Origin of the sequence: uncultured Nostoc sp., assembly GCF_964247315.1 — a bacterium.
Taxonomy (GTDB): Bacteria; Cyanobacteriota; Cyanobacteriia; order Cyanobacteriales; family Nostocaceae; genus Nostoc.
Genome location: NZ_CAXTTT010000036.1, coordinates 32,800 through 58,907 on the forward strand (window position 1 = coordinate 32,800; position 26,108 = coordinate 58,907).

23 protein-coding genes are annotated in these 26,108 nt (G+C 42.1%); 7 read left to right on the forward strand and 16 right to left on the reverse strand.

Annotation, left to right across the window (positions count from 1 at the left end; translation table 11 throughout):
• Positions 1-231 precede the first annotated feature (231 nt).
• A complete protein-coding gene (locus ACFE93_RS13050; RefSeq protein WP_375473690.1) occupies positions 232-2,592 on the forward strand; it encodes a PhoX family phosphatase in 2,361 nt (786 codons plus the stop codon).
• A 61-nt stretch (positions 2,593-2,653) separates the two neighbouring features.
• Here ACFE93_RS13050 and ACFE93_RS13055 read toward each other — a convergent pair whose 3' ends face one another.
• The 3 genes from ACFE93_RS13055 to ACFE93_RS13065 form a co-directional block, all read right to left on the reverse strand.
• Positions 2,654-3,214: a PEP-CTERM sorting domain-containing protein gene (locus tag ACFE93_RS13055; protein ID WP_375473691.1), complete on the reverse strand. Its 561-nt coding sequence runs from the start codon at positions 3,212-3,214 to the stop codon at positions 2,654-2,656.
• A 537-nt stretch (positions 3,215-3,751) separates the two neighbouring features.
• Positions 3,752-4,012: a hypothetical protein gene (locus ACFE93_RS13060; RefSeq protein ID WP_179068682.1), complete on the reverse strand. Its 261-nt coding sequence runs from the start codon at positions 4,010-4,012 to the stop codon at positions 3,752-3,754.
• A gap of 64 nt (positions 4,013-4,076) precedes the next feature.
• On the reverse strand, positions 4,077-4,277 hold the full coding sequence (locus ACFE93_RS13065; RefSeq protein WP_375473692.1) for a hypothetical protein: 201 nt from the start codon (positions 4,275-4,277) through the stop codon (positions 4,077-4,079).
• A gap of 219 nt (positions 4,278-4,496) precedes the next feature.
• Here ACFE93_RS13065 and ACFE93_RS13070 point away from each other — a divergent pair, with 219 nt between their 5' ends.
• Positions 4,497-6,566 (forward strand): tetratricopeptide repeat protein, encoded by a 2,070-nt coding sequence (locus tag ACFE93_RS13070; RefSeq protein ID WP_375473693.1) that lies wholly within the window; start codon positions 4,497-4,499, stop codon positions 6,564-6,566.
• An 18-nt stretch (positions 6,567-6,584) separates the two neighbouring features.
• On the opposite strand, the gene ACFE93_RS13075 is transcribed toward ACFE93_RS13070, so the two are convergent.
• The 4 genes from ACFE93_RS13075 to ACFE93_RS13090 all read right to left on the reverse strand — a co-directional run bounded on the left by ACFE93_RS13075 (position 6,585) and on the right by ACFE93_RS13090 (position 12,139).
• Entirely contained in the window at positions 6,585-7,349 is a 765-nt protein-coding gene (locus tag ACFE93_RS13075) for a hypothetical protein (RefSeq protein ID WP_375473694.1), read from the reverse strand.
• A gap of 131 nt (positions 7,350-7,480) precedes the next feature.
• On the reverse strand, positions 7,481-8,998 hold the full coding sequence (locus ACFE93_RS13080; protein WP_375473695.1) for a DUF1565 domain-containing protein: 1,518 nt from the start codon (positions 8,996-8,998) through the stop codon (positions 7,481-7,483).
• A gap of 682 nt (positions 8,999-9,680) precedes the next feature.
• A complete protein-coding gene (locus tag ACFE93_RS13085) occupies positions 9,681-10,211 on the reverse strand; it encodes a pentapeptide repeat-containing protein (protein WP_375473696.1) in 531 nt (176 codons plus the stop codon).
• Positions 10,212-10,744: 533 nt separating this feature from the next.
• On the reverse strand, positions 10,745-12,139 hold the full coding sequence (locus ACFE93_RS13090) for a TldD/PmbA family protein (protein WP_375473697.1): 1,395 nt from the start codon (positions 12,137-12,139) through the stop codon (positions 10,745-10,747).
• Positions 12,140-12,480: 341 nt separating this feature from the next.
• Here ACFE93_RS13090 and ACFE93_RS13095 point away from each other — a divergent pair, with 341 nt between their 5' ends.
• Complete coding sequence (locus tag ACFE93_RS13095; protein ID WP_194042424.1) at positions 12,481-12,798, forward strand: RNA-binding protein; 318 nt, start codon at positions 12,481-12,483, stop codon at positions 12,796-12,798.
• A gap of 787 nt (positions 12,799-13,585) precedes the next feature.
• On the opposite strand, the gene ACFE93_RS13100 is transcribed toward ACFE93_RS13095, so the two are convergent.
• From ACFE93_RS13100 to ACFE93_RS13125, 6 genes are all read right to left on the reverse strand, one after another.
• Positions 13,586-13,750: a hypothetical protein gene (locus tag ACFE93_RS13100; RefSeq protein ID WP_375473698.1), complete on the reverse strand. Its 165-nt coding sequence runs from the start codon at positions 13,748-13,750 to the stop codon at positions 13,586-13,588.
• On the reverse strand, positions 13,731-14,126 hold the full coding sequence (locus ACFE93_RS13105) for a hypothetical protein (RefSeq protein WP_375473699.1): 396 nt from the start codon (positions 14,124-14,126) through the stop codon (positions 13,731-13,733). Before ACFE93_RS13105 ends, ACFE93_RS13100 begins: the two co-directional genes overlap by 20 nt.
• A 227-nt stretch (positions 14,127-14,353) precedes the next feature.
• Complete coding sequence (locus ACFE93_RS13110) at positions 14,354-14,572, reverse strand: hypothetical protein (RefSeq protein ID WP_375473700.1); 219 nt, start codon at positions 14,570-14,572, stop codon at positions 14,354-14,356.
• A 199-nt stretch (positions 14,573-14,771) separates the two neighbouring features.
• Positions 14,772-15,719: a hypothetical protein gene (locus ACFE93_RS13115; protein ID WP_375473701.1), complete on the reverse strand. Its 948-nt coding sequence runs from the start codon at positions 15,717-15,719 to the stop codon at positions 14,772-14,774.
• A gap of 61 nt (positions 15,720-15,780) precedes the next feature.
• Positions 15,781-17,265, reverse strand: a complete 1,485-nt coding sequence (locus ACFE93_RS13120) for a galactose oxidase-like domain-containing protein (RefSeq protein ID WP_375473702.1) — start codon at positions 17,263-17,265, stop codon at positions 15,781-15,783.
• Between the two features lie 465 nt (positions 17,266-17,730).
• Positions 17,731-19,899, reverse strand: coding sequence for an amylo-alpha-1,6-glucosidase (locus ACFE93_RS13125; protein ID WP_375473703.1), 2,169 nt, complete (start codon positions 19,897-19,899; stop codon positions 17,731-17,733).
• Positions 19,900-20,030: 131 nt separating this feature from the next.
• Here ACFE93_RS13125 and ACFE93_RS13130 point away from each other — a divergent pair, with 131 nt between their 5' ends.
• The 3 genes from ACFE93_RS13130 (at position 20,031) to ACFE93_RS13140 (ending at position 22,059) form a co-directional block, all read left to right on the forward strand.
• The gene (locus ACFE93_RS13130) at positions 20,031-20,642 is read left to right on the forward strand and encodes a peroxiredoxin (protein ID WP_069068387.1); all 612 of its coding nucleotides are present in this window, start codon (positions 20,031-20,033) and stop codon (positions 20,640-20,642) included.
• A gap of 159 nt (positions 20,643-20,801) precedes the next feature.
• Positions 20,802-21,338 carry a peroxiredoxin family protein gene (locus ACFE93_RS13135; RefSeq protein WP_375473704.1) on the forward strand — a complete coding sequence of 179 codons (537 nt, stop codon included), beginning with the start codon at positions 20,802-20,804 and terminating at the stop codon, positions 21,336-21,338.
• A 55-nt stretch (positions 21,339-21,393) separates the two neighbouring features.
• A complete protein-coding gene (locus tag ACFE93_RS13140; RefSeq protein ID WP_375473708.1) occupies positions 21,394-22,059 on the forward strand; it encodes a glutathione S-transferase family protein in 666 nt (221 codons plus the stop codon).
• A 45-nt stretch (positions 22,060-22,104) separates the two neighbouring features.
• On the opposite strand, the gene ACFE93_RS13145 is transcribed toward ACFE93_RS13140, so the two are convergent.
• The 3 genes from ACFE93_RS13145 to ACFE93_RS13155 all read right to left on the reverse strand — a co-directional run bounded on the left by ACFE93_RS13145 (position 22,105) and on the right by ACFE93_RS13155 (position 25,192).
• A complete protein-coding gene (locus ACFE93_RS13145) occupies positions 22,105-23,118 on the reverse strand; it encodes a DnaJ C-terminal domain-containing protein (RefSeq protein WP_375473705.1) in 1,014 nt (337 codons plus the stop codon).
• A 122-nt stretch (positions 23,119-23,240) separates the two neighbouring features.
• Positions 23,241-23,831: an AAA family ATPase gene (locus ACFE93_RS13150; protein ID WP_375473706.1), complete on the reverse strand. Its 591-nt coding sequence runs from the start codon at positions 23,829-23,831 to the stop codon at positions 23,241-23,243.
• A gap of 71 nt (positions 23,832-23,902) precedes the next feature.
• On the reverse strand, positions 23,903-25,192 hold the full coding sequence (locus ACFE93_RS13155; RefSeq protein WP_375473707.1) for a glucose-1-phosphate adenylyltransferase: 1,290 nt from the start codon (positions 25,190-25,192) through the stop codon (positions 23,903-23,905).
• Positions 25,193-25,710: 518 nt separating this feature from the next.
• Here ACFE93_RS13155 and ACFE93_RS13160 point away from each other — a divergent pair.
• Positions 25,711-25,992 carry a CU044_2847 family protein gene (locus ACFE93_RS13160; RefSeq protein WP_375473709.1) on the forward strand — a complete coding sequence of 94 codons (282 nt, stop codon included), beginning with the start codon at positions 25,711-25,713 and terminating at the stop codon, positions 25,990-25,992.
• The last annotated feature ends 116 nt before the right edge of the window (positions 25,993-26,108 follow it).

Genomic DNA, 26,108 nt, shown 5'->3' on the forward strand with positions numbered 1-26,108 from the left:
TCATTAATCAAGATATAACCTGATGTTAATTTTTGGTCATTAGATTATATGACAAACTGAAAATTTTTTGTCTAGTTAGCTGACCTAAATAGCAAACAACCTTTTGTTTAAGAACAGGTTACTGACTATTCAAAATGTATGGCATTTCACGTAAATAATTGATGGCTTTTTCTGCCAGGAATCAAGATTTGCTTTTACGAAATTCTTGATGTCACAAGAGAGGAGAGTTTGATGTCTAAATTAAGTCGCAGACAAATTTTAGTATTTTTTGCTGGCAGTGCTGGTGCGGCTGTGTTGGGAGACACAATTATAGATGGTGTTTCTAGTATTGCCGGAGCAAGCAACAAGCCACTGAGTTTTACACCAGTGCGCTTACCCCATTCCTTATCTGTTTATAAACAGCAGAAAAGTTTCTTACCAACGGGAATCGGTCAGGGACAGGTAATCAATGCATCTGCAAATACGAAGTTAAATAGCTACAACGTAGTTGATGATTTGGTAGTGCCACCAGAATATGAACGTTATGTAATTATCAGCTGGGGCGATCGCGTCTTTCCTAACAAAGATGAATATTTCGGTTACAACAACGATTATACAGGTTTTATTCCTCTAGGTAGAACCAACGATGTCGGCTATTTGTGGGTTAATCACGAATACGTCAGTTTTCCATTTTCCGATCTAGCACCAGAAGCTCCTGCTGATGTTAAAGGATTGACTACCACCTTTAAATCAGTGATTGGCTGGGCTTTACCTAGCACCAGAGGTATTGAATTTGACGGCGAAGTTCTATATAACTTAGGCGGATCGATTGTCCGCATTTCCCGACGTAATTTTAGTAGCCGTTATGCTGTGGTTAAAGGTGATGCAAGAAATCGCCGCCTTCATGGTCTTTCTGGGTTGGGAATTAATAGCCAAAGGAGTGATGAATATAAAAATGTCACTTCTTGGGGAAGTCGCAGCTACCAAAAAGGCGATCAAAACTATCTCATCGCAACTGGCCCGGCTGCAACCCAAGTATTTAACCTCTCCTCTGATGGATTAGGTAACAAAATTATTGGCACTGGCTATAACTGTTCTGGCGGTACAACTCCTTGGGGAACTATTTTAAGTGCTGAAGAAAACTTTCAAGGAAGTGTAGGAGGTTTTGTAGGTGTTACAGAATCAGTCAACCCTAATGGCACTCAAACAGATTACATCGATGGTACTACTGGTAAAACCTTCGGTTTAGTTGGCGAAAAATACGGTTGGATTACAGAAATTGACCCCATTAATCCAAATTTCCGCCCTCGCAAGCACACTTCATTGGGTCGTTATCGCCATGAAAACGTTGCCATCCGTGCCGAAGCTGGGAAGCCATTAATCGCCTACATGGGTGATGATAGACGTGGGGGACACACCTGGAAATTTATCAGCGCAGGTGTTATTTCTTCACCAACCAATAAAGCCAACAGCAGTTTATGGGAAAGTGGTACATTGTATGCCGCCCGTTACAATCCAAATGGTACGGGTCAATGGATACCGTTAAATTTAAACACTCCCACCAATCCCATTTCGCCATCAGTTATTTCTTCAGTGGAGTTTGCTGCTTTGGGTTCAGCTCAAAGAAATGGTCTTTTACCGCTACCAAAACGCAATGGTATTGCAGGTGAAACTACAGATGGCGGTTCCCTCGTAGTCGATCGCACCAATGAAGCAGAGAGACTACCTGCTTATCAAGGTAAGAAGCTATCTGACTTCTACACTTCTCAAGGTGCTATTCTCAGTGATGCTTTTTTAGCAGCGAATTTGGCTGGCGGAACTCCGACAGCACGTCCAGAAGATATAGAAGTGCATCCGACCACCAAAGAAGTATTCATTTCCTATACTGACGGTGCGCCAGGAGGCGACGGTTATCCAGATTCGCGCATTTTCCAGGTTGCCAAGTTAAGTAAAGATATCAATGCAACACAGCAATCCGGGGGATTGTACAAAATTATTGAAGATAGCGCCGATGGTACTGGTCTAACCTTCCGTTGGCAAAGATTTGCTCAGGGTGGAGAAGCCGGAACGATTTCTGGTGCTGGTTTTGCCAATGTCGATAATTTAGTGTTCGACAATAAGGCAAATATTTGGGGGGTAACTGATATGTCTACCACCACTCACAATGGTTTTAATGTCGGTGCTGCCGGGACAGTAACTATCATTGACCATACAGTTAGTGGTAATGTTTCCAATTTCACAGGAGTTTTTGGTAATAACTGGCTATTCTATATTCCTACTACTGGTACTCATGCAGGAGAGGTAATACCCTTTGCTCAGGGGCCAGTGCGTTGTGAGATGACAGGGCCAACTTTTGTAGGAGATACGCTGATTATTTCCGTACAGCATCCCGGCGAAGATAGTCCAATTAATGATGGCACGATTTTGAGTCGTGAGATTGAACTACTGGATTTGAATGGTATTACATTCAATCAGACCCGGACTGTCCCTCGTGGCAGTAGTTGGCCAAGTAACATCCCAACTACTGACGGTGGAAAGGGTCAACCTAGAAGTCTTCCCAAACCATCTGTAATTGCTATCAGACGTAAAAATCCTACTGGTAGTTTTACTTAAAACTATGTGTGTAGAGACGTTAGATAATAACGTCTCTACATTAATTTTCAAAGTAGGACTATTAATTTGTCACTCCAGATAGTTTTTTCTTGGGTTTCATTCCCAACGCCATAGCACTAGCGATCGCTATACCACCAAGAGTCATTGGTTCTGGTACGGGTGTACTCTTAGAGTAAGTTACTATACCCACTTCTGTTGTAGACAATAAGTCGGCACTCAGAATACTATAAAATTTTGTTCCTCCTGTATTTGGATTACCTGGATTGTTACCAATAAAAAACCGATCTTCAGCCAAATAGCTCAGTCCTGACAGGTTGCCATTTGTAAAGCTGACTACAGGAGATGATGGGTAATCAAAATCACTTGCCTCTGTATACTGAGTACCTAAGTAGTCAAACAAAATAGATAATCCATTGTTAACGCCTAGAGTTTCCTCGCCTAACCCGCTTAAGGTCGAGTCATCATATCGAAAAGAGCCGAAATACTGACCAGGGCGATCGCCAGATGTTGCATTTACGGTGAAATCATAATTAACTAAGGCAGCTTGCGTCGGTTTAACAACAGCAGCAACTGCGATCGCAACAGCAAAAGTAGCAATGCTAATATCTTTAGCTAATTTCATTAGAAAATGCTCCGAAGCTAAAAAATGAATAATTCTGTAATTTCACTTAAATAAACTTTTAACCAATGTGTATAGGTTAAGAAATGACCAATGAAAGATTATCTTTGTTAAATCTTTAAGGTGATTAGGTATATATAAAATTTATGTAAACTTATTTTAATATTTACAGCAGCTTATGTTTTTAGTTTGGACGTGGGCGTAGCCCTTAGACATAGCAATCCTATCTAAGTTGTGAAAATGAACAAACCACTTTTTCTGTGAAATACTAAGATAGGACTTACGCATGGGTAACGGAAAACGAACCACAGAGAAGCCAGTGCGCCCTTGCAGTTCCCCGACTTGTACCCCTCCGGGGAAGCAAGCTACGCGCAGCGTCTCCCCTTCTCACATTGGGAAAGGCTAGCGCCAAGGGAGAAGCAACTGGCGCGACGCAGAGGTAACAGAGAAATAAGAGTTGGAGAGGGTTTTTGCGTAAGTCCTACAAGAAAATAAAAAGAAGTTTTCACATCTAATTTAGGACTGCCATAATTGCGACAATCAGGCATGGAGATTTGCTTGTTCCTGCAACCACGGATCTACAGGTTGTCCATCTTTACGGCGTAATTCAATTTCCACTACCATTACTTCTTTGGAACCAGGAGGTGCGGGTTTTTTATGGAAAATAATGTCATAATCTTCTGGATTGTGTTTATGTTCTTTCAACCATTCCTGTACCTTGGTTGTGGCAAAAAATGATTGCCCTTGCTCAAACATTCGGGTAATTTGCAATTGCAGTGTGTAAGGATTTATGCGACCCATTTTTTACCGCCTTTGTTAAGTTAATTTTAGGACAAGTAATCTACTTGCTGTAGATAATCTAATGTTAGTGCGAAGTAACTACACCTGACACTTCCCATACAGGTAGAACTTCCAGTTTCACCGCCCTGTTATCTGTAAAAACAAAGTCCGAACCTTCTTCGCTGGATGGTCTAAGAAAGCGTCGATGCTTTCGCAATTTCTCTTCCACTGGTTGATAAATTATTATTTTTACTGCTTGACTTTCACCATTTTTAGCAGTAATCACAACGTAGTAATATTATAGTAGTACCTCACCAAAAATTGTCATAAACTTGACTACACTCTACAACTAAAGTTGTACGTACATTAAGGACGAGGAAACCGATTAGTTAAAGATTGCTCAGAATTTTACACTGCCTCTACACCATTTAACTACTTAATTCTGTTATAGATTGGAAAGAGGCACGCCGCTTCAAAAACTGACCAACAGACTCAGATGGTTGTTATGCAGAGCAAAAATCAAGCTGTTTTCGCTTTAATTAAAAAAAGCACGATTGTATTTTTACCCTTATTGTTATCCGTTGGAATTGCCAGTGGACAATCTGCACCATCACCCAACCCACCACTAACTCCGACTCCGGTGTTATCGAATTCAGAACGGGAAGAATTAGCACGACTACGAGCAGAAAAACGAATTCAACAGCAAGTCCAATCTGATTTTAAAAGCGCTTTTAGCCGCACAACCATATTACTCGATGTTTGGCTAGTTATATTAAGTCTCTTTCCAGTCGCAGTCATTGCTTTGTTATGGCTGTTGCGACGAGTGATAATCCGGGAAATTGTTGATAGGGCAATGCAACAAGTCCAGGGAATGGAAAAATTGCAAAATCAGCTAATCACCGTTAAACAAGAAGCTGAAAATGTTATTCAAGATGCGAAAAAAATAAATTATGAATTAGAACAGGAAACGACTGCTTTACAACAAAAAATTAAAAATGAACAAGAAAATGTATCTATTTTGATATCTGATCTAGATTTAGCTAAAGCACAGGTATTAAGTAGATTAGAAGCAGAACTAAAAAAATCTCAAGAACATATAGAAAATTTAGAGTCAAAATTTGCTTCTGGGTTATCTAAGTTAGAGTTTGATGCTCAACAACAAAAAGATATAGCACTGGAGAATTTAGAAAAATTAGCATCTGCGATCGCAGAAGAACTATCTAAGTTAAAGTTAGGTGTACAACAACAGCAAGAACTAGCCATTGCTGATGTAGAAATATCAAGGTCTGAGGTTGCATCTCAACTTTCTGGATGGCAGTCTGATGCTCAACAACAAAAAGATATAACTTTTGAAATTTTAACAAAATTGCAGTCAGAGTTTGTAGAAAAGTTATCCGAATTACAGATTGATTCTCAAAAGCAAAAAGAGATTGCTGTTAACAGTTTAGGTATATTTGAGCGGGAAGTTAAATCTCAATTAGCTGAATTACAGGTAGATGCTCAAGAACAAAAAAATAAAATTATTGCAAGTTTACAAGTATTGCAGTCAGAATTTAAATCTCAATTATCTGAATTACAAATCGATGCTCAAAAATCCAAAGAACTAATCATTGAGAATTTAGAAAAATCTGGTTCTGAGTTTAGTTCGCAATTTTCAGAATTACAATGGAATGCTCAACAACAAAAGATTCTCATTTTGGAAAAGTTAGAAAAATTAGAAACTGAATTTGACTCTCAACTTTCTGAATTACAATTGGATGCCCAAGAAAGAAAGGATCTGATTCTTCAAGAACTATCTGAAATTACGCCTGAATCCATTCTACAGGTGGTAAATTCTGAAGTTGAAGAAGAAATACAAGAACAGCCGCAACAACCGGAATTCCCTGCTGATGAGTATGTAAAACAGGGAGATGGGTTGTTTTCTCAAAGACACTATGAAGATGCGATCGCAGCTTACAACCAAGCAGTGAAAATCCAACCCGATGAACCTGTGAATTGGTTAAAACGGGGTCTAACTCTGGGAAGGTTGAAACGCTACCAAGATGCGATCGCATCTTATGATAAAGCGATTGCAATTCAGCCAGATTATCATCAAGCTTGGTGCGATCGCGGCGTTGCTTTTGGGAACTTACAACAGCATCAGCAAGCCTTTGACTCATTTGATAAAGCTACACAAATCAAACCTGACGATGCCGTTGCCTGGTTGAATCGCGGTCTTTCCCTAGTAGCATTAGAACAATATGAAGAGGCAATAGTCTCCTTTGATAAAGCGCTAGAATTCCAACCCAATTCTCCCAAAATCTGGGATAAACGCGGTTACACTTTGGTAAGATTGGGACGCGATGATGAAGCGATAGCTAGTTTTAACAAAGCTTTAGAAATTAAGCCAGATTACGCTAGTGCCTATTACAACAAAGCAGCCTGTTACGCACTACAAAGACAAGTTGACCGATCTCTGTTAACTCTACAACAAGCGATTGAACTTAATCCCAGGTATAAAGAAGACGCAGCAACTGACCTCGATTTTGATGATATTGCCGACGATGAACGCTTTCAGCTGTTAGTTGCAGAATAAAAATCTAAAAGACATTTGTCATTTGTTATTAGTTATTCTCCCCCTGCTCCCTTGCTCCCCAGACATGGCTTTGAGTTTAGATGTAAAAGACTCAGAGCGATCGCTTTTTTCGGGAGTGAATTGCCCGATTGGGGCATGAATAACAGCAGGTGGGAGCAGTTTTGGCTTTCGTTGATGGTTTGGTGATGGGGAAGGTGCTGGACTTTCTTGTGAAGTTTGCCTCTGGCTGACAGCAGATAATCGCTCAAGGGTTGCCGAAGAGGTAAATTTCCCAGAAAGTGGAGATTTTAAGACGGTTTTATCATCTCTATCTTCTTGCTTTTCCTCTTCTTCGCTCAAAGATGTCTTTGGTTGAGAACTTTTCAGTTGGAGAGTTGCAGTATTGCTGTGTTGATAGCCGTTGTGAATCTTAGCTGGTGGTAATTGAGGACTTGTCACTTGCTCTACAGTGGGTTTTCTCTTGGCTGGCAGTAGAGCTGGTGCAGCTAATGAAGTTAAGCTTTGAGGAAATTTGCTACAAATCATCCGTTCAAATTCTATGTTGAAATGATATGCAGCTTGATCCCGACGCTGCCAAAATACTAAAATTTGCTGTACGGAAATCGCTTTATAACGACCTTGATATAGTGCCTCAATCACTGCCAGGTGTAGCCAATTAAGGGGGTATTGCGTTTGCCAACGCTCAACTAGCTCATTGGCACTATACCCACCGAGATCGAAACTATAGTTAATTAATAAGGTGATCGCCAAGTTGGCAGAGGTGTCTGGAAGTGTTGTTAACATGGGGCTATTAGCTTTAGGCAATAGTTCTAAGATTTGTCACCCATCGCATATTAGCCTAGCGTGCTTTTAACTACATGGTTTTTTTTCCAATAGTTGCCAAGCCGATAGGCAAGTGTTCCCTATTCTACCGATCAACCTTTAGAATGCAACCCCACATAGACTGATTTAATCACAGATGTTCGCCCAATGGCGACTAATGCCTGATAAACCATTGCTGCAACTTCGGCGCGTGTTATCGAACGTAAAGGCACAAGCATTTTCGGATCTGGATAGTTGACAACTATTCCCCATTGTGTAGCAGTGGCAACAGCTGTCCGGGCGTAGTCGGGAATGGTATAATGATCGCTATATACTTCTAAAACATCGCGATCAACAGCTGGTAGTCCCAGTCCGTTTACTAAGGAGACAATCACCTGTAGCCGCTGCACACTTTGATCGGGGCGAAAAGTGCGATCGCTAAATCCGCCAACAAAGCCACCGCTAGCCGCGATTTGGATAGCGCTATAAGCCCAAAAATCCTTGGGTACATCCGTAAAATCAGGAGCTGGGATTTTGGGAAATGGGTTAAAAGCGATCGCCACCAAAGCTGCATACTGGGCGCGAGTCATTGGTTTATCTGGCTGGTAGCTACCATTGGCAAAAGCATGAGTTAAATCCATGCTCACTAATGCCTGAATAAATGGTTCTGCCCAATGTCCGTTTAGTTCGGGAGATGTAGATTCTGTCAAAGCGTTAGAAAAACTGGTGTTAACTGCTACTGGTTTTATTAGGAGTAATTCTACTAAACCCTTGACTAGAGCCGGATTTAATTGATTACCTACGGAAACTAGCTTTTGTGTAGTAGCATTATATAAATCAAATTCACTATGATCGCGAAAAATATTATCACCTGGATCTTTGCTATTACCTAAATCGGGGACTGCATTGCCATTGACTAATAAACCACCTTGGGTATTTTTAACAATGAGATTTTGACGTAGCACAGGTTGAGCGTTGCGAGAAAGTGCGATCGCTGTGCGATTTTCTGATAATTTATTATTGGCGATCGTCGGAGCAGCAAAGTCACTAATTGCTATGCCTAAAGGGTTTTTTTGAAATACATTCTGCAGTACTTTTCCCTGGCTATGACCTGCCATCACTAACCCGCTAGCAGTATTTTGCACAAATATGTTATCTAAAATTGCGGGTTTGGCAGTACCAGTGGTAAACACACCTTCCCGCCCACAGTTGCTCAGAGTATTATTACTTAAAACAGGTGCAGCCGATTCAATCCAGATACCAGTACCTTTGGCTGAGGGATTGGTGACAGTTACACCTAAAAGACTGGCATTATCTACCAAGAGCAGCGTAATATTTTGTATACCAAAACTGGGACTTTGATACTCGCCACTCCCGGAAATTACAATTCCTGCACCTTTGTTAGCTTCATCACCCACCACTGTCGCTCCTCCAGGGACGATTAGTGGAAACACCTCACCACTAGCGACGTTGTAAGTCCCCGATTGTAGATGAATTATCGTCAGGATTTTGGTTACTTTTAAAGCACGGGTGAGGCTTTTAAACGGACTCAACCGTGAACCAGTATTGTTGGTATCATTCCCTGTCATAGGGTTGACATAGAGTGTGACAACGAGGGTAGAGTTCACCATTGATAGTTGAGAGTCAATTGTTTTAATTATGACAATCGTAAATAACACTACTTGTAGCAAACTTTTTCACAGTAATATCCTTGTGTATAGAAAATATATCTAACTAACTTTTTCTGACAAGCACATCGTGTGTACACATAAGTTATAAACTCTTGTGCAATATTCCAAGTTCTCATCTCAATCGTATTGTCAGCTGCAACAATGCCATTGTTAGTTGAAACAATCGCATTGTCAGTCAAAACAACACCATTGCAACTCTAAAAGACTTGTGTGTAAACTGTAGCGTCTGTGCAGAGAAGCTTAAGGGAAGGCGTTCTCCGGGTTTAAGTAAGTAATCAAATAAACTATACAGCAGATTAAAAGTTAGTGAGTTATATAATCTAATACAATTAAAAAAAAAGAATGCGACAAATAGAGCATTTGTAGAGACGCGATTCATCGCGTCTTTACTAAAAGATGTGTTACAATAATTAATTGAATTGGTATTACCCAGATATAAAGCGTGTTTTACTCCTGTTAGCACAGCAGGACGTAGCCCATTCAGAATTCAGAATTATTTATGCTGTAATAGTAAAGCTCAAGTTTCGAGTTTTGAGCTTGGTGTTCTAAGGTGCTGTTTTGGTTAATAGATTGAGTCAGCAGCTTAGATGAAAGCATTCCCATGCTCTGCATGGGAACGAGATTAAACATTCTTATCTAGAATAGTTCCTTCTATATTGGCTCCATCCAAATTGGCTCCGCTCAAATTTGTCTGGCTCAAATCTACTTGAGTGAGATTTGCTTGGGATAAGTCCGCTACAGTTAAATCTGCACCACTTAAATCCGCTCCATCTAGATTTGCTGCTATCAAGTTTGCATCCTGCAAATCCGCCTCACTCAATTTAGTTTCAATCAATTTAGCAACCGTCAAATCAGCGTGACTTAAATTAGCTCCATCCAAGATAGCTCCATCCAAGATAGCTCCATCCAAAATAGCTTTGCTTAAGTTGCTATTACTGAGATCCGCATTGCTTAAATCTGCTCCATTTAAGTCTGCTTCAATCAAACTGGCGTCGGTTAAATTAGCGTGACTTAGATTAGCTCCATCTAAAATTGCTCGATCTAAAATTATGCCACTGAGATTGGCTTCTCTTAAGTTGGCCTCGCTCAAGTTGACACCAGTAAAGTCTCTGACACCTGCGGCATAGTTTTTCAGGAGTTGATCTGCTTTCATATCTGTCACTGTGCTAAGGAACGTTTAACTAATTCGTAATTCGTAATTCGTAATTTTTGAGTGTAATTGCCTTTTATCTATGCGCGGCTTTGTTTCAGTTTGCGTCTAAATAAGAGTCTGAAACAGTCTTTAATCAAGAATTACGTTAGCGCAACAGTAGCGAGTCCGCAAGCGTCATTATCAATTACGAACAATTTTGGACTATCCAGACAATTAGTAAATCCTTGGCACGCGCCACGGAGGATTATTGTAGTGAATCAAACTAAAGTGGATATTTAATCAACTTCGTCTAGACTAGCTATTCTTAACTACTAGCGCTACTATCTAGAGTTGTGAGTTAATTTCATACTTGGGAAGGATGTTACTCACCTTAAAAATTTAAGCATTAACGTGAGTTTCCGTTGGAAACTCACGTTAAGCATTAGTGCAAAGCGATCGTTATACTCAATTGTGGTCTTCGTCTGGCAGAGGTTATGGCAAAACTAATTCCTATTCTTTTGCAGATTATGATTCTTACGACTGAAGCAGATAATTCATGTTTCCCCACCAACCACTACATCTCGAATTCGGAGGCTAGGGCCACCACAACCCACTGACAAACCATTTTGTCCTCCCTTACCACAACCACCGGATTCATCCCAGTAAAAATCGTCGCCAAATGCCTCAATATCCGCTAAAGTTTGGAATACATTTCCTGAAAGCGTCACATCCCGGACAGGTTCAGCAATTTTGCCGTTCCTAATCATCCACGCTTCCCCAGCACTAAAGGTGAACATTTCCCCATTCGTCATCCCACCCAACCAATTACGAGCATAAACTCCTTCTTTGATATCGGTGAATAAGTCTGCGACTGGTGTTTTACCCCGTTCAATCCAGGTATTTGTCATCCGCACAATGGGAGTAAAGTGATAGTTGAGACAACGGGCATTACCCGTAGGCGCTTCCTCCAATTTGCCAGCAGTTTCACGAGAATGTAAACGTCCCACTAAAACTCCATCTTTAATTAGTTGAGTAGTAGTGGCAGGTGTACCTTCATCGTCGTAAAAATAGCTACCGCGATGTCCCTCTGGAGCCGCACCATCAAAAATTTGCAGTTCTTCTGGGCCAAACCGCCGTCCAATGGTCATAACTTCCAGCAAATCGGGGTTTTCGTAAGCCATATCAGCCTCAGAAAGATGTCCGAAGGCTTCATGGACGAATAAACCCGTGAGAATTGGGTCAATGACTACGGTGTAAGTATTGCCTTTGACCGGCGGTAGAGATACAGCAGCGATCGCTCTTTGAGCTGCACCTTTTACCTGTTCATTCAAACTAGTTAAATCTTCGTAAGCTTTGCGAGAGCCAGTAGTTTCCCGTCCAGTTTGTACGGTTTCGCCATTTCTGGCGGTGGCAGCAAAGCGCATTTCCATATCCACCCAAGATTGCTCGATCAAAGTACCTTCGGAAGTCGCAATGATTACTTTTTGGGCGCTGTCACCGTAACGCACCGAGGTAGTGGTAATTCGGCTATCGACGCTTTTAAGCAATTGGGCATAGCGATCGCACAATTGTTTTTTCTGCGAGAGTGGGATGTTTCGGGGATCGGTACCTTTTAGGGGTAGAATGCATACTGCTTGCACCGGGTCAATAGGTGCAAGTAAAGTTTCTTCATCACCAACCATCCGCGCAGCAGCGATCGCTTCTTCTATGCGATCTTTGATTGTTGCCAGCTGGTTAAAGCAGCTCAACCCCCATCCGCCTTTATAACAAGCGCGAATATGTCCACCAATGGAAAGACCTTCACTAAGAGTTTCTACCTTGTCGCCACGCAACAAGATATCAGTCCCTTCTGCTTCTTCAAGGCGAATCATTAGATAATCTACACGCCCACAGTAGCGGGCGATCAGGTCAGAAAGTAAATTTTGTGCGTCAGCAAGTGTAGTCGGCATTTCCAATTAGTAACAATGACTAACTGCATTTATTTTGCAATTATTTGAGGAATTTCTGCTAATCAATATTATGAGGGAACTGAAGACTGAAACTGGGACTAGGGATTAAATTCTTCCCAATACCTAATCCCCAATCCCCAATATTGCGCGTGGCGTTCTGAATCTTAATACTTCATTTTTCACGGTGGGTAAGAACTGAATGATGTGCTAAGGTAATTAAGTGAGAATAAAATTCGGTTACATTGTTTGTTTTTAGTATTGACAGGCTTTTCCCTTTTGGTCTTAACAAGCTTGCCTCCGAAATCTAAATCTCTACACACCTATGATTTTGGAGATAATGCATGTCGATTTATGTAGGTAATCTATCCTACGAGGTCACACAAGATGACCTCAATTCTGTGTTTGCCGAACACGGTACTGTAAAACGGGTTCAGTTACCTACTGACCGTGAAACAGGACGTCCACGCGGCTTTGCCTTTGTAGAGATGGGCACAGAAGCTGAAGAAACAGCTGCCATTGATGCTCTTGATGGAGCTGAATGGATGGGACGCGACCTGAAAGTGAATAAGGCTAAACCAAAAGAAGATAGAGGTGGTTCTTTTGGTGGTGGCGATCGTCGCGGCGGTGGTGGCGGTGGATACAATAGATCGCGCTACTAAGCTTTAAAATCAAAAATTAAGTTTTAACGTATAAAGGGCAGATAATGATTCTGCCCTTTCTTTTTGCGCTCCGGTCTACTGAACGGCTTAAATTGCCCAGTACCAATTAAGTAGGAGATGATCCAATACGGTTCAGTTAAGGAAAATCGTAGAATCGTGGGTTGGGGAGCCACTGCGTTGGACGGGTTTCCCGGCTTGTACCCCTGCGGGGAAGCAAGCTACGCGCAGCGTCTCCCCTTCTCCCAAAGGGAGAGGCTAGCGCCAAGGGAGAAGCAAGTGGCGTTTGAGGAACGAAACCCAACATTTTCAGTGGTTTGTTGGGTAACACTAAAGTTCAACCCAACCTACGCAGTTTATTCTTGTTGACGCTAACCCAAGCGTATTGGAAGATGATAAAGATTCTTAGCTGTCGAAAAGGCGATCGCCGTACTCCAAAGGAGAATCTAATGAGTAAGTTTTGAACTTCAAAAACCTTTGCTGATATAAGCTATCTATCAAAATCATTATAAATTTGTTTGAGTTACTGCTGTTCTGTATCAATCAAAATTTCCAGGGGTAACTAATACCAATTCAATCTAGCAACTGTGATTTACGTCACTCCTAGAAGTGATGTGGATCACGGCTGCTGAGGACTGAAATCACAAATGAAGCAAGCGAACGCTCTAGGTGCTGTCTTCGTAGCCAGCCTTTGGCATCGCTTTTGCTCCTCTTTTTTTTGCAAGTGAAGCATCCTGAAAAATTTTTCATATTCCCGCAACTGCTAGTTGACGACGAGCAAGTTTATTCATCAAGTCTGCTGCATCATCAACGGGTTGGCTATAGAAACAGACAGGCTACGCGGTGCGATCGGAGATTTAAGTGGTGTTCTAATTGAGCAAGCTGCCAAATGCCAAAGCGATTGCCATTTCTGAAAGCTGGCTTTGAATGGCTCTTTATCTTCTTCTTTGGGCAACGAAGCCCAACCCGATGGTCGTCAAGAATCCAAAGCTTAAAAGGGCATTTTCGGCCAACGGTGATAAAGTCCTCACATGATTGACGTGAAGGAGGTCTTGAATAACGCCTGGAATGCTAAAGCCAACAACGACCGAATACGCCCAGAACCACCAACGACCTGGGTAATTTCCACGACGATAATAGGTACTAATCCACACAAAGATGTATGCTAACAAAATCGTGCCATGCAGTCCGAGACTCCGCCAAGGATTCGTGTAGGGGAGAGGACGAAAGTATATCCACCACACCCACCAGAACACTGCTAATACCGCAACGAGACCCCAACTCAACCGCGAAAACCACCGATTATTGTTATTCACGAGTCTGTACCTCAATTTCTTTATTCTCCTATCTTGTATGTGGAGAAATGAATTTCATTTAGATATAGTGTTGAAGCATTATTGGATTCACGACTCCAACACCAAATTCCTGAAAAATTTTTCATAACCTGCCCCTACAACTTGACCAATGCCTAAACAAAAACCACCCTTTATCGGGTGGGTGTTAGGTAATTTGGTTTCAGTAGTTGAAATCAAAGCAAAGCGACCTTAGCAGCACTCGTTTAATCTCCGTTTTTCATTTCAGCCAAAGTTTTATCAAGCCTATCGTTAGCTTCCTTGGCAAACCGAATGCATTGCATACTCGTGGCCATTCCCTCAACGACAGTAAACGTTCCTTCTGTAACTTTTGCCTGACAATAAAATCCGGCTCCTATCAGGCTAATGCAAGCAGATAAAATAGTGGTAATTAGGGATAATATGATGTCCGGGTAATTAACCATAATAACCGGAACCCCACCCCGCAAAAGCTGCGCTTTAGCTCCCCTCCCCGCTTGCGGGGAGGGGTTGGGGGTGGGGTTCTTTTATTATGGGTGATTTGGCGGACATGATATAAGCTGTACCAATCAATGCCAATAAAAAGCCCTCAAGCAAAGATGAAGGCTAGGCAGTTTTTTGCTAGAGATACCAGCTCAATTTCTTCTAAGCACGAGTACGCGTAATCTGGGTAGTATCAAAGTCTTGTAGCCTAGTCATATTTCCACTGTTCTTGTCAACAATATACACAGCATTAGGTGTCTCATATCTCATAGCTCCAAAGGCGAGGAGTTGACCTGTTGCAGAGCAAACTAAGCTTTGTAAGCCATTATTCCATGCTTGACCATTAACTTTCAATTGTCCTAGTCTGATAGGCTTTTTTTGATTTGAATCTAGCTGCACTAGAGTTGTATCACCATACGCACCAATTATAGAGGTATAAAGTATTCCATCTGGGCACTCAGCTAAATTGCTGGCCCGCTCATCGTCCAGGAATTTAATCTTACTAATAGAACTTATCTCTCCTGTTTGAAGGTTAATATCTACCAATCTGATCGGTGGTGTACCGTTCTTCTTACCTACTAGACCAATGAGTCGCCCATCATTAGTACCTAGCAAGCTTCCAAGCTGTTGATTTGGTTTAAGTCCTGAAACTATCAAAGTTTTTACAGGCGTACCCAAAAATGTAATGCGAGTAGGTGTCGCCTGTCTCCGACTAATCGCAACAGGAGTAATGGCTACAACAAGTGTGCCATCGCTTAAAGAGGTAAAACCAGTCAATATCTCATTAGGCTCTAATAGAGGTGTACTTTTATCCGTAAGTACTTGAGCCTTTCCTGTAACTAAGGATTGCAAAACTAGTCCTACAGGCTTAATATCTGTGCGAATACCTGTGCTTACACTGTTTAAGGCAGTGTTCTCTACTAATTCAGTGGTATTTACCTCTGTAATAGCCGTTTGGTCAGTCATAACCATCGGGCTGGAACCTATACCTACAATATTTAAACTTGGTGTTTCTGCCAAGGCTTTCTTGGTGAGATAACCAAGTCCAGATAGTACAGTTCCAGCAAGTGCCAACTGTCCAAACTGTCGACGTGATAGCTTATAATTCATATTTTCCTTTCCAGAATTAATGACTTTTATTAGGTAGCAGTGCGAACATAAACAGATAAGGCTAATTTATTTGCGTCCAGGTTGCTACTGAGGGTGTTCCATTGTTGTCACTAATAAAAAGCATGTACCAGCCTGGGGGTGCGATATTTCGATTGTTTATTAGCGTCACCTTAAGAGAAGTAGCGTTTCTAGAAATAATGGGTGCATCCACTAACCTTTGTTCCGTATCGCAGGAATGGGTAGTTGCCATTGGTCTAATCAGACTAACCCATTTAATATTCGCAGCTTGGGGTGTCTGAATCGTAAATTGCTGCCCGTAGCTCACTGTTTGAGGAGCGCTCTGAATAACTGGTCGCGATCGCGACATATATGCAGGAGTGTAGATTTCTAATCGCAGTTCATTGACCGTCCGTTGAGGGTTCCCCCCAGCTGTGACGACCCTACCATCTGGTAGTAGCAAGGCCACTGAGTGATATACACGGGGGACATTTTGTTTAGCTACTACTGTCCAAGTATTTGTAGCTGGATTGTAGATTTCTGCTGGCAGCATTGATTGTTTTATATCCTCATTCATTTTGCTACCATTGCAAACAAACACTGTGCGATCGGGCAACAAAACTGCGCTGTGATGCATCCGGGCATAGTTTAAAGGCTTTGCTGCTACGTAAGTTGGATTAGTAGCTTTTAAATCGACAATATTTACCCTCTTTGTTGCTGTCTTACCACTACCCCCACCGAGAATCATCACCTTTTGATCTTGTGCAGGTGGTAAAAGCACACTGGCAGCTTGATCGCCAAAAGCTGAGTCTTGCAGCCCTGTCACAACTTTTTCTGGAATGGATTGTGTAAATGTCTTTGGCAGGGTTAATATCCTTGGTGTGACTCCACTGCCACCCATCTGAGCACCTGAATAAAAGATGCTTTCATTACTTAGTAAAAACAGATGTGGGTATGACGGGAAGCCACTAGTTGTTGGAAAAGCGTTCCAACCATTTGGAAAGAAAGCAGAATAAATTTCTGGTTGTATATTGAGCTTGCCATCTTTATCTAGCCCAGACACTGACAAGATTCGACCACTGCCTAGTGTTAACACAGTAGGATACCAGCGACCATTATTCATTGATAGTATCTTGACCCATTTCTCAGCAATGGGATCGAACATCAGAGCATAGGGTGAACCATAAAATGGGTCATAGCGCAAAGTTCCACCTGCAACTAGTAACTGACCATCAGGGCGGAAGGAGTGACCAGCGCAGAAAAGATCCATAGGTTGATTGTTACTATCCAATGGAGGCGCTTGACGGGAAAAGGTTCCCTTGTTTAGATCCCAGACCACACTGTCATAGGGAGTATTTAATCGACTGGGGTCGTTACCTGAGCCACAGAAAAAGAATATCTTACCAGTACGAAGTAAAGCGGCATGTATGGGTAGGATTGGAGCACTGTACGACAATACTTCCCATTTATCTGTAGTAGTAGCCAGAGCAATAGAAGTCCCTAAATCTGTTTCTTCTTGAAGGTTAGTCTTGTTATTAGGTAGAGTCACTTTATTTACAATTATTCCTACGTGAACTTGATTTTTTGTACTTTATTTTAATAATTTATTTATTAATTCATATCTATACTTCTTTAGGCTTATTTAGCGTTAAGATATGATGTGTTTTCTCATCAGGAAATGTAAAATCAGCTTTATAATTGTAGTAATTGCGCTATCAATCATCCATCCTGTAGAGCATCTAATTAAGCCTGAAATACATTTCTACTATCAAGAATACTACATCTCGTTGATAAACTTTTTTCATATTTTATTTTCTCAGAGAAGAAAATAAAATTTTTGGTTTTGCGGCCTCAATTTGTGAAATAATCGAAAATCTCTAGTCACTTTTGGATAATCAGATAAGTTAATAAAAAGCTTGTATAGTAAGGGTTTTGTAGGTTCCAACTAGCAACATTAATTTGTGAATATATATTAATCAAGAATAATTATCCAAGACTATCTATATCCCTATAACTATTTAATGTGGCGGATTACTTCGGCAACTGACCAAGCTTGAGCGATCGCTCCTCTGGGTGTGTGAGGTGAATCGCCATCAAAAATCTCAGAAATAGAACCAAGACAAGCGTCAAAGAAAAAGTGATTTAGCAAGGGTTGCCAATCAAAAGGCAGCGCTTGTTGTGGATAAAAACGCTGCCAAGCCCGAATATATGGCCCAATTAGCCAAGTCCAAACAGTGCCTTGGTGATAAGCGCGATCGCGTTGCTGTTGATTGCCCTCATATTTCCCTTTATATTCGGGATCTCCTGGATCGAGACTGCGAAGACCATAAGGTGTGAGCAAGCTAGTAGTTGCCAAATCTAATATCTGACACCCTTGCTGTTCAGAAAACCCACAATGGCGTAGCGACAGCGCCAAAACGGCATTCGGACGAATTTGAAAATTCCGGCGATCGTCTGGTTCAATAGTATCGTACAGATAACCTAGCTGAGGATTCCAGAATTTTTGCAGTGAGGTTTTCACGTCTTGTGCTTGGTTAGCATAACGCTGTGCTTGCTTAGTGAGACGCAGTGGTGAGCCATACTCCATTTGGCTCAAGCGCTCTGCCCACTGACTCAGCCAACATAAAGCAGAATACCACAGCGCATTGATTTCCACTGGCTTCCCATAACGGGGTGTGACGGGGTGTGCCCCAATTACCACATCCATCCAGGTGAGAGCTACACCACGAGCATCCCAACTAACTAGTCCATCGGTAGCATCGACCTGGATATTAAAATGTGTACCACCGACAAATGCTTTATATATTTGCTGTACTACAGGGAATTGCTCTGCCAAAAAATCCCAGTCTTGGGTAGCTTCTAAATAAAGTCCTAAAGTTTCAATCCACCACAATGCCGCATCAATACTGTTATAAATTGGTTCGCCATTGAGTTCGGGAAATGCATTCGCAATCAAACCGTGGCGACAATAATGCCCAAAAGTTCGCAATACTGCTTTTGCTAGGTCAAAGCGCTGTGGAACTAGTGCCAACCCCGGTAAAGCGATTAATGTATCGCGTCCCCAGTCATTAAACCAGTGATAACCAGCAATGACCGTGGGGCCTGCAATTGAGGCTCGATAGACGATAAATTGATCGCTTGCTTTGAGTAATTGTTGCCAGATTGGGAATTGGGCATAAGAGGCAGAAGTGCAAAGGGGGAGAGGGGCAGAGGGGAAAAAGTTACTGCAACTTCTCCCCTGCTCCCCTGCTCCCCTGCTCCCCTGCCCTTCTGCTCCCTCTCTCCATCCAAAAATCTGTGAGAGCCTTTCTTGCTCTGCCTCCACAGCTTCTACGAAGGTTTTGAGGGTAAGAACACCTGGCACTGAGTCGGGAAAACCTACTCGTGCTTCTAAAGTCACCGTATCTCCTGGTTGAAGTGTGACTATCAAGTAACCAGGACTGTAAAGGTCTTCCTTGTCGCCTAACCCCCGCTTTGTTTCCTCAGACAATCTATAATCCCAATACCAAACTGCATCTGGTTGATAATTTCCTTGTGTCCAGCGCAAGTGCCAAGGTATGCCGAAGCGCCCAGAATTGATTGCTTGTAGACAGACTTGCTGTTGCCCTGGCAATTGTGAAAACTGTAATTCTTGACTAGCAGTCTGCTGGTGGTGAAAGTCACGTTCTGCTATCAACAGTCGCAACCGTAAAATCGCTGTTTCACTTCCCTCGTAGCGATACTGGATCAAAATTTGATGGCAAAATTGGGCATTGGGCCATTGCTTATCTCCCCTTGTCTCCTTGCCCCCTTGTCCCTTCGTCCCTTCGTCCTCAATCCCCAATCCCCAGCCCCCAGTCCCCACCAAACCATAGGGCATCACCAATTGTCTAGTTAATTGCCAGTTATCTTGACCCCAAGTCCATTTGGGAACTGGGTTAATATCAAAACGGCGTAGCTGTTCGTAACCTGTTGGCTCAATCTCACCGTTACCCCAAACATTTGTCCCCAGTGCCACAACGCTCCCTAATATTTCCAAGCTAGCTTCTAGGTGCGAAAACAGCAGAGTCCTTCCAGAAGGTGGGTTTGTCGCGGCAAATAGCCAACCATGATATGTGCGTGTGCGGACATCAGAAACTGTACCGCTGGCAAAACTTCCCAAGCCATTGGTAAGCAACCATTCTCTTGTATCTAAATCAGGCATTTGCTACTCAAAATCGTTATGAGTATGATATAGTCGTAACAGATTGTAATTAAACTGCGAGAGCGTGGATGGGTAAATTTTACTTGACCCAAATTCCAACGCTACTAAATCGATAAAGGAGAATTAGGTTAATGTCCCTTACTTACGGAACCGAAGGAAGCCTCCGCGTTGGTCAACAAGCTCCCGATTTCACAGCAACCGCTGTGGTAGATCAGGAATTTAAGACAATCAAACTTTCCGATTATCGCGGTAAGTATGTCGTCTTGTTTTTCTACCCACTAGACTTTACCTTTGTTTGTCCTACTGAAATTACAGCATTTAGCGATCGCTACGAAGAATTTAAGAAAATCAATACTGAAGTCCTTGGGGCTTCCGTTGACAGTGAATTTTCGCACCTCGCTTGGATTCAAACAGATCGTAAGTCTGGTGGCGTTGGCGACCTAAATTATCCTCTAGTCTCCGACATCAAGAAAGAGATTAGCGCCGCTTACAACGTTCTTGATCCAGCAGCAGGCATTGCCTTGCGTGGTCTATTCATCATCGATAAAGATGGTATCATACAGCACGCCACCATTAATAATCTAGCTTTTGGTCGTAGTGTTGATGAAACCTTGCGGACATTACAAGCAATTCAGTATGTTCAGTCTCACCCTGATGAAGTTTGCCCAGCTGGTTGGCAACCTGGTGACAAGACAATGAATCCTGACCCAGTGAAGTCTAAAGTCTACTTCTCTGCTGTCTAAATTTTGCTAGCTAAAAAACTCTAATCGAGCCTTTTGGAGTTGAAAGCGAAATCAATGAAAACCACAGATAAACAGAGATACGCATTCAACAATGTCAACCTCCGTCATATATCTGTGGTTTTTTTATAAAATTGTATTTAAATAATCAAGGTTAAAAATATGCTGACTTCAACTGACTTTAGTGGCTTATTAAATGAGCGGTTCTTCCGCAACTTTTTACCAGTCCCAGCTAGTAATCAACTCAGATTGGGAGTGGGAACACCAAACTTTCAATTGCCAGATATTACCAACGGAACTTTAGTAAAATTGTCTGATTATAAAGGCAAACAACCAGTGTTACTCGCCTTTACTCGCATCTTTACCGAAAAGCAATATTGCCCTTTTTGTTTTCCTCACATCAAAGCCTTGAATGAAAACTACGAGCAATTCAAAAATCGTGGTATAGAAGTTTTAATGATTGCTAGTACCGATGAACGGCAGAGTCAAATAGTTGTGAAAGATTTAGGTTTGAAGATGCCCTTGTTGAGCGATCCTAGTTGTCGAGTCTTTCGCACATATCAAGTAGGACAAGCACTGGGAGCGCCTTTACCAGCACAGTTCGTATTAGATAAAGAAGGAAAACTCCAGTACTGGCATTTATTTTCTTTTTTGGATCACAATGCTAACATTGAGACTTTGTTAAAACAATTCAATTGAGTGTAATGTATAAATGGTAATGCCCACCTTACTCATGGAATTGTGAGATTTTATGGTGCTGACCCTTTATCATTCGTCGATTTCTCCTAACTCCCGCCGCGTCTGGATTACTCTGCTGGAAAAAGGAATTGAGTTTGAATTAGTAGAGATAAAACTGGATGGGGAGCAGTTTAAACCAGAGTTTTTGGCAATTAGTCCTTTCCATCACATTCCAGCTTTGGTGGATGATGGCTTTAATGTAGTGGAATCTTTGGCAATTTTGGACTATTTAGAGGCAAAATATCCCACACCTGCGATGTTGCCTAAAGATGCCAAGGATTTAGCGATCGCACGCATGGTACAACTGGTAACTGTAAATGAGCTTTTGCCAGCAACCACCACGTTTTTACCTCAGGTATTGGGCTTACCTGGGGAAGATCCAGAAAAAATCGAGCCGGCAAAGCAAAAAATTTCAACAGTGCTGAAGCTTTTTGAGAATTTACTTGACGATCGCCCTTACTTTGGTAGTCAAAACCTAACTTTAGCTGAGATTGTAGCTGGAACTGTAGTAATATGGCTGCCAGAAGTAGGCATTTCCTTAAGTGATTATCCAAAGGTGAATGCTTGGCACGATCGGTTAGCTGCACGGACAACGTGGCAAGCTACCGAGCCTACACCAGAAGCAATGGAAGCGTTGAAGTCCATCGTAGTAGCGAGAAACACGCAGCAAATTCATAGCTAGTCAATGTAGAGACGGTAAATTTTCCGCCTCTACAAAGCTAAACTTTCACAGCTTGACTTGGTGCAAATGACTACGGGGATTATAAGTACGTATAGCCCGGATTTTTTCATAATATTCCCGCTCTTGTTGGCTGAGGTCTTTTGGTGGAACGATCGCCACTTTCACCAACTGATCGCCGCGTCCACCTTTGGGGAGGGGCCAACCTTTGCCACGTAAACGTAGAGATTGACCAGAACGGACTCCTGCTGGTAGTTTGACATTAACTGAACCATCGGGAGTCGGTACATCAATAGACGCTCCCAGAGTAGCTTCATCTGGTGTGATTGGCACTTCGCATACCAAGTTATCGCCTTCCATTTGGAAGAACGTGTGCGGTTGAAGTTCGACTTTTAAGTATAAATCCCCCCGTTGTTGAGTCATGGGGTTGATTTGACCTTTGCCCCGCACCCGTAGGCGAGTACCAGTTTTAGCCCCAGATGGGATGTTGACATCTATTGTTTCGTTACCTAAACTGAAGCGCTTTTTCACACCATTAAATGCTTCAGCAAAAGTTAGAGCGATCGCAGCTTCACTATCCTGGCTAGTACTTGCACCTCCATCTTGAAACCCAAAATCATTAAAGCTGCTGCTAAAATTAGTTGACGTACCTGGAGAAGTGCGGTAAGAGTAACTTCGTGAGTGACTTGGCCGCCCAGCACCACGAGGGGTAGCACCACCAAAGCGTCCTAGCAACTCATTAATGAACTCATCAAAATTGCCGTATTGACTGAAGTCAAAGTTACCCATATCGGGGCCAGCGCCGCCAGATGGGAAACCTTCACCAGCTTGTTTCCAATATTGACCGAATTGGTCGTATTTTTTACGTTTATCTGGGTCTGATATAACTTCGTAGGCTTCGCTAACTTCTTTGAAGCGTGCTTCTGCCTGTTTGTTATTTGGGTTGACATCAGGATGATATTTGCGGGCTAGTTTACGAAAGGCTTGTTTAATTTCTTCTGAACTGGCAGTCTTACTAACTCCCAAAATAGCGTAATAGTCCTTGAAGTCGGTTGCAGCCATCTACCAGCCTCCTAATTAGAAATTCCCGTTATGTTTTTTTTAAAGATGAGAGATATTTAATTTGCCTGGTATAGTGCCAAACAAAAAGAATCTGATTTCAAATTAACAAAAAATATAGAAAATCAAGTGTGGTTCTCGCTCACCAAGGAATCGCAATTCCCGTACTCCGATTTTTCTGATAAGCGGCTCAGGCTGTCTAATCCTTCTTCCCGACTTGGGGGAGCATCCCGGAGTTGACGGTGCATCCGCAAAATAATTTCTTCTGGAACTTGGCGCGATCGCCTTTTATTCCGTGCCAAACACAGCCAAACTGGTGTATCCACCCAAATTCCCCTAATGTGATTAAAGCCCAGGTTATGGGCTAAAGCAATGACTTCACGACGATGGCGGCGCTGGGCATTGGTGGCATCAAAAATAGCTGTATTAGTTGTGGAAATAGCTTGCTGAAATTGCCGCTCAATTTCGCGCCAAATCAGTAGCCACGGCCCTTGAATGGTTTGGGAACCGAACAATTGCCCCCGAATGGCATCTGTAGAAATTAGCGCCATTTGAGGGCATTCTGCCAGTAATTGTTTTGCCAAAGTTGACTTACCGCTACCTGGAAGACCAATCAGTAAGATTAGTGCTGAGTGTTGAGTGCTGAGTGCTGAGTAAGAGGTTAAGAATGAGGAGTTAGAAGTTAGGAGTGAAGAGTGATTAGAAATTTTATTCATAACTCATAACTCCTAACTCAGCACGGGCTAAACGCCCCGCTACCGCTAACACAACTCAGCCTTCAGCACTATTAAATGATGGTTCCATCGGGAATTACAGCATTTTTCAGCACGACAACGATACCACTACGGATGTAGAAACCTTGACTTTCTCGGTCAGCTTCTTGCACTTTATCTTTATTGATGATTTTAACATCGTGGCCGATACTGGCGTTTTTATCAACGATCGCACCGCGAATAATCGAGTCAGTACCAATACCTACAGGAATGTCACCTTTTTCTACATTACATTGACGTTCCACAGAAGCTTGATAAAAATCTGCACCCATGAGTAGGGACTCTTCGATGACACAACCAGATTCAATTCGCGATCGCACTCCCAACACTGAATGTTGAATGCGGCAATTTTTCAAAATACAACCTTCGCCGATAATTGATTCTGTTACCTGGCAATCTAATAGTTTACTCGGAGGTAAGTAACGAGCGCGGGTATAAATTGGTGCTTCCTCATCGTAGAAACTAAAAGGTGGCAGAGGCTGCTGAGTTAGGGCTAAATTGGCATGGTAAAATGCTTCGATTGTTCCAATATCTTCCCAGTAGTCATCAAAAAGGTAAGCTTGAACGTTGTAATCTTTAGAGGCATCCGGAATAATTTCTTTGCCGAAATCAGTCCTTTCTATACCTTCTCTCAATAACTTGAACAAAACATCTTTTTTAAAGACATAAATCCCCATTGAAGCGATATAGGGCTGTTGCTGGGCTTGTTCTTTTGATAATCCCAGTACACTTGTATCAACTTGCATTTGGTGTAACGCTTCACCTTTGGGTTTTTCGCTAAAATCGATTACCCTACCAGAATCGTCAATTTTCATCAAGCCAAAATCTGAGGCGCGACGCTCATCGATGGGGATGACTGAGAGAGTAATATCAGCCCCCGTTTCTCTATGGCGCTGGATAAACTGGCGATAATCCATGCGGTAGAGGTGATCGCCTGAGAGAATTAAATATTCTTCTACATCCCATTCTTCCATTAACCACAGATACTGACGTACAGCATCGGCTGTACCTTGGAACCAGTTAGGGTTTTCTGGTGTTTGTTGTGCGGCTAGCACTTCCACAAACCCTTCATTGAAGCCAGTAAAATTGTAGGTACGGGCGATGTGACGATTCAGGGAAGCTGAGTTGAATTGTGTCAGGACGTAGATTTTGAATATTTCGGAGTTTATGCAGTTACTGACAGGGATATCGATTAGGCGATACTTCCCCGCTACTGGTACTGCTGGTTTAGCGCGTAGTTTCGTTAGTGGGTAAAGCCGAGTACCCGCGCCACCACCAAGAATGATTGATAATACTTTTTTCACAAAATGTCTCCCGACTGCCTGTTCAACTCTCATATTCAGTTTAGGACTGTCTGCCACCACAGGTAAGGGGGATCGTCTGATTCTTTGGGATGAATTTTACAGAATGCTGCTGGTGATGGGTAGCACTGCTAGCGAAAAAATAATTAGAACATTTGTATTAATTGAGGTGAAAAGTTAAGGGGCGATCGCTAGACTCTACTAATACTCATGGACATAACTAAATTTCAGGTTATGGTAAAAAAACATAACTTTAAAGACATTAGACCTCTTGCATAAATGCTTAAATTGTCATGTTGAGCGGAGCTAAACTAGAGTAGTGAGATTCCTCTCTCCACTGCGTTCCGCTCAGAATGACATTCCTGATTTTTTGACTTTTGCAAAAGGTTTATTTGCTAATAACCCATTTGCTAGTTCTAGTTATGGATTCAGGCGACCGCTACTAATTCGCCTACTACGACCTGCATTTTCAGCCGCCAATCCGCTTAACAACTGTCACAGCTACCGAAATAAGTTCGGAAATTGAGGAGGACGATGATGGCATAGAATACAAGGATGTACGAACAGATGCGATCGCTCGGATGCAACAAGCTCGTCAAATGATTCGCTCTTATACTATCTATGCTCTTAGTGCTTTTAAAGACTTTAATACTGCTGAGATTGAGGAGGTAAAACTTAAATTTGGCATTAAGTTGGGTGGTAAAGCAGGCATTCCTTACATTACCGAAGGTTCAGCTGAAAGTAATCTGCAAATTGAGGTGAAGTGTAAGTTTAGAGAAAAACAACAACCTGATTCACAGTAACTGCAAAAAATTATCCACACATTATAAAGTTAGGCAATGCCCATTAAACGCCCAACTTCCCTATATAGCGGTTCCTGATTGAGTGCAATACAGTATGGGATAATGGAGTATATTAA

Bases quoted from the DNA above. Each gene is read 5' to 3' on its own strand.
- ACFE93_RS13050 (WP_375473690.1), top strand. From the start codon at position 232: ATGTCTAAATTAAGTCGCAGACAAATTTTAGTATTTTTTGCTGGCAGT.
- ACFE93_RS13055 (WP_375473691.1), bottom strand. From the start codon at position 3,214: ATGAAATTAGCTAAAGATATTAGCATTGCTACTTTTGCTGTTGCGATC.
- ACFE93_RS13060 (WP_179068682.1), bottom strand. From the start codon at position 4,012: ATGGGTCGCATAAATCCTTACACACTGCAATTGCAAATTACCCGAATG.
- ACFE93_RS13070 (WP_375473693.1), top strand. From the start codon at position 4,497: ATGCAGAGCAAAAATCAAGCTGTTTTCGCTTTAATTAAAAAAAGCACG.
- ACFE93_RS13075 (WP_375473694.1), bottom strand. From the start codon at position 7,349: ATGTTAACAACACTTCCAGACACCTCTGCCAACTTGGCGATCACCTTA.
- ACFE93_RS13080 (WP_375473695.1), bottom strand. From the start codon at position 8,998: ATGGTGAACTCTACCCTCGTTGTCACACTCTATGTCAACCCTATGACA.
- ACFE93_RS13085 (WP_375473696.1), bottom strand. From the start codon at position 10,211: ATGAAAGCAGATCAACTCCTGAAAAACTATGCCGCAGGTGTCAGAGAC.
- ACFE93_RS13090 (WP_375473697.1), bottom strand. From the start codon at position 12,139: ATGCCGACTACACTTGCTGACGCACAAAATTTACTTTCTGACCTGATC.
- ACFE93_RS13095 (WP_194042424.1), top strand. From the start codon at position 12,481: ATGTCGATTTATGTAGGTAATCTATCCTACGAGGTCACACAAGATGAC.
- ACFE93_RS13110 (WP_375473700.1), bottom strand. From the start codon at position 14,572: ATGGTTAATTACCCGGACATCATATTATCCCTAATTACCACTATTTTA.
- ACFE93_RS13115 (WP_375473701.1), bottom strand. From the start codon at position 15,719: ATGAATTATAAGCTATCACGTCGACAGTTTGGACAGTTGGCACTTGCT.
- ACFE93_RS13125 (WP_375473703.1), bottom strand. From the start codon at position 19,899: ATGCCTGATTTAGATACAAGAGAATGGTTGCTTACCAATGGCTTGGGA.
- ACFE93_RS13130 (WP_069068387.1), top strand. From the start codon at position 20,031: ATGTCCCTTACTTACGGAACCGAAGGAAGCCTCCGCGTTGGTCAACAA.
- ACFE93_RS13135 (WP_375473704.1), top strand. From the start codon at position 20,802: ATGCTGACTTCAACTGACTTTAGTGGCTTATTAAATGAGCGGTTCTTC.
- ACFE93_RS13145 (WP_375473705.1), bottom strand. From the start codon at position 23,118: ATGGCTGCAACCGACTTCAAGGACTATTACGCTATTTTGGGAGTTAGT.
- ACFE93_RS13150 (WP_375473706.1), bottom strand. From the start codon at position 23,831: ATGAATAAAATTTCTAATCACTCTTCACTCCTAACTTCTAACTCCTCA.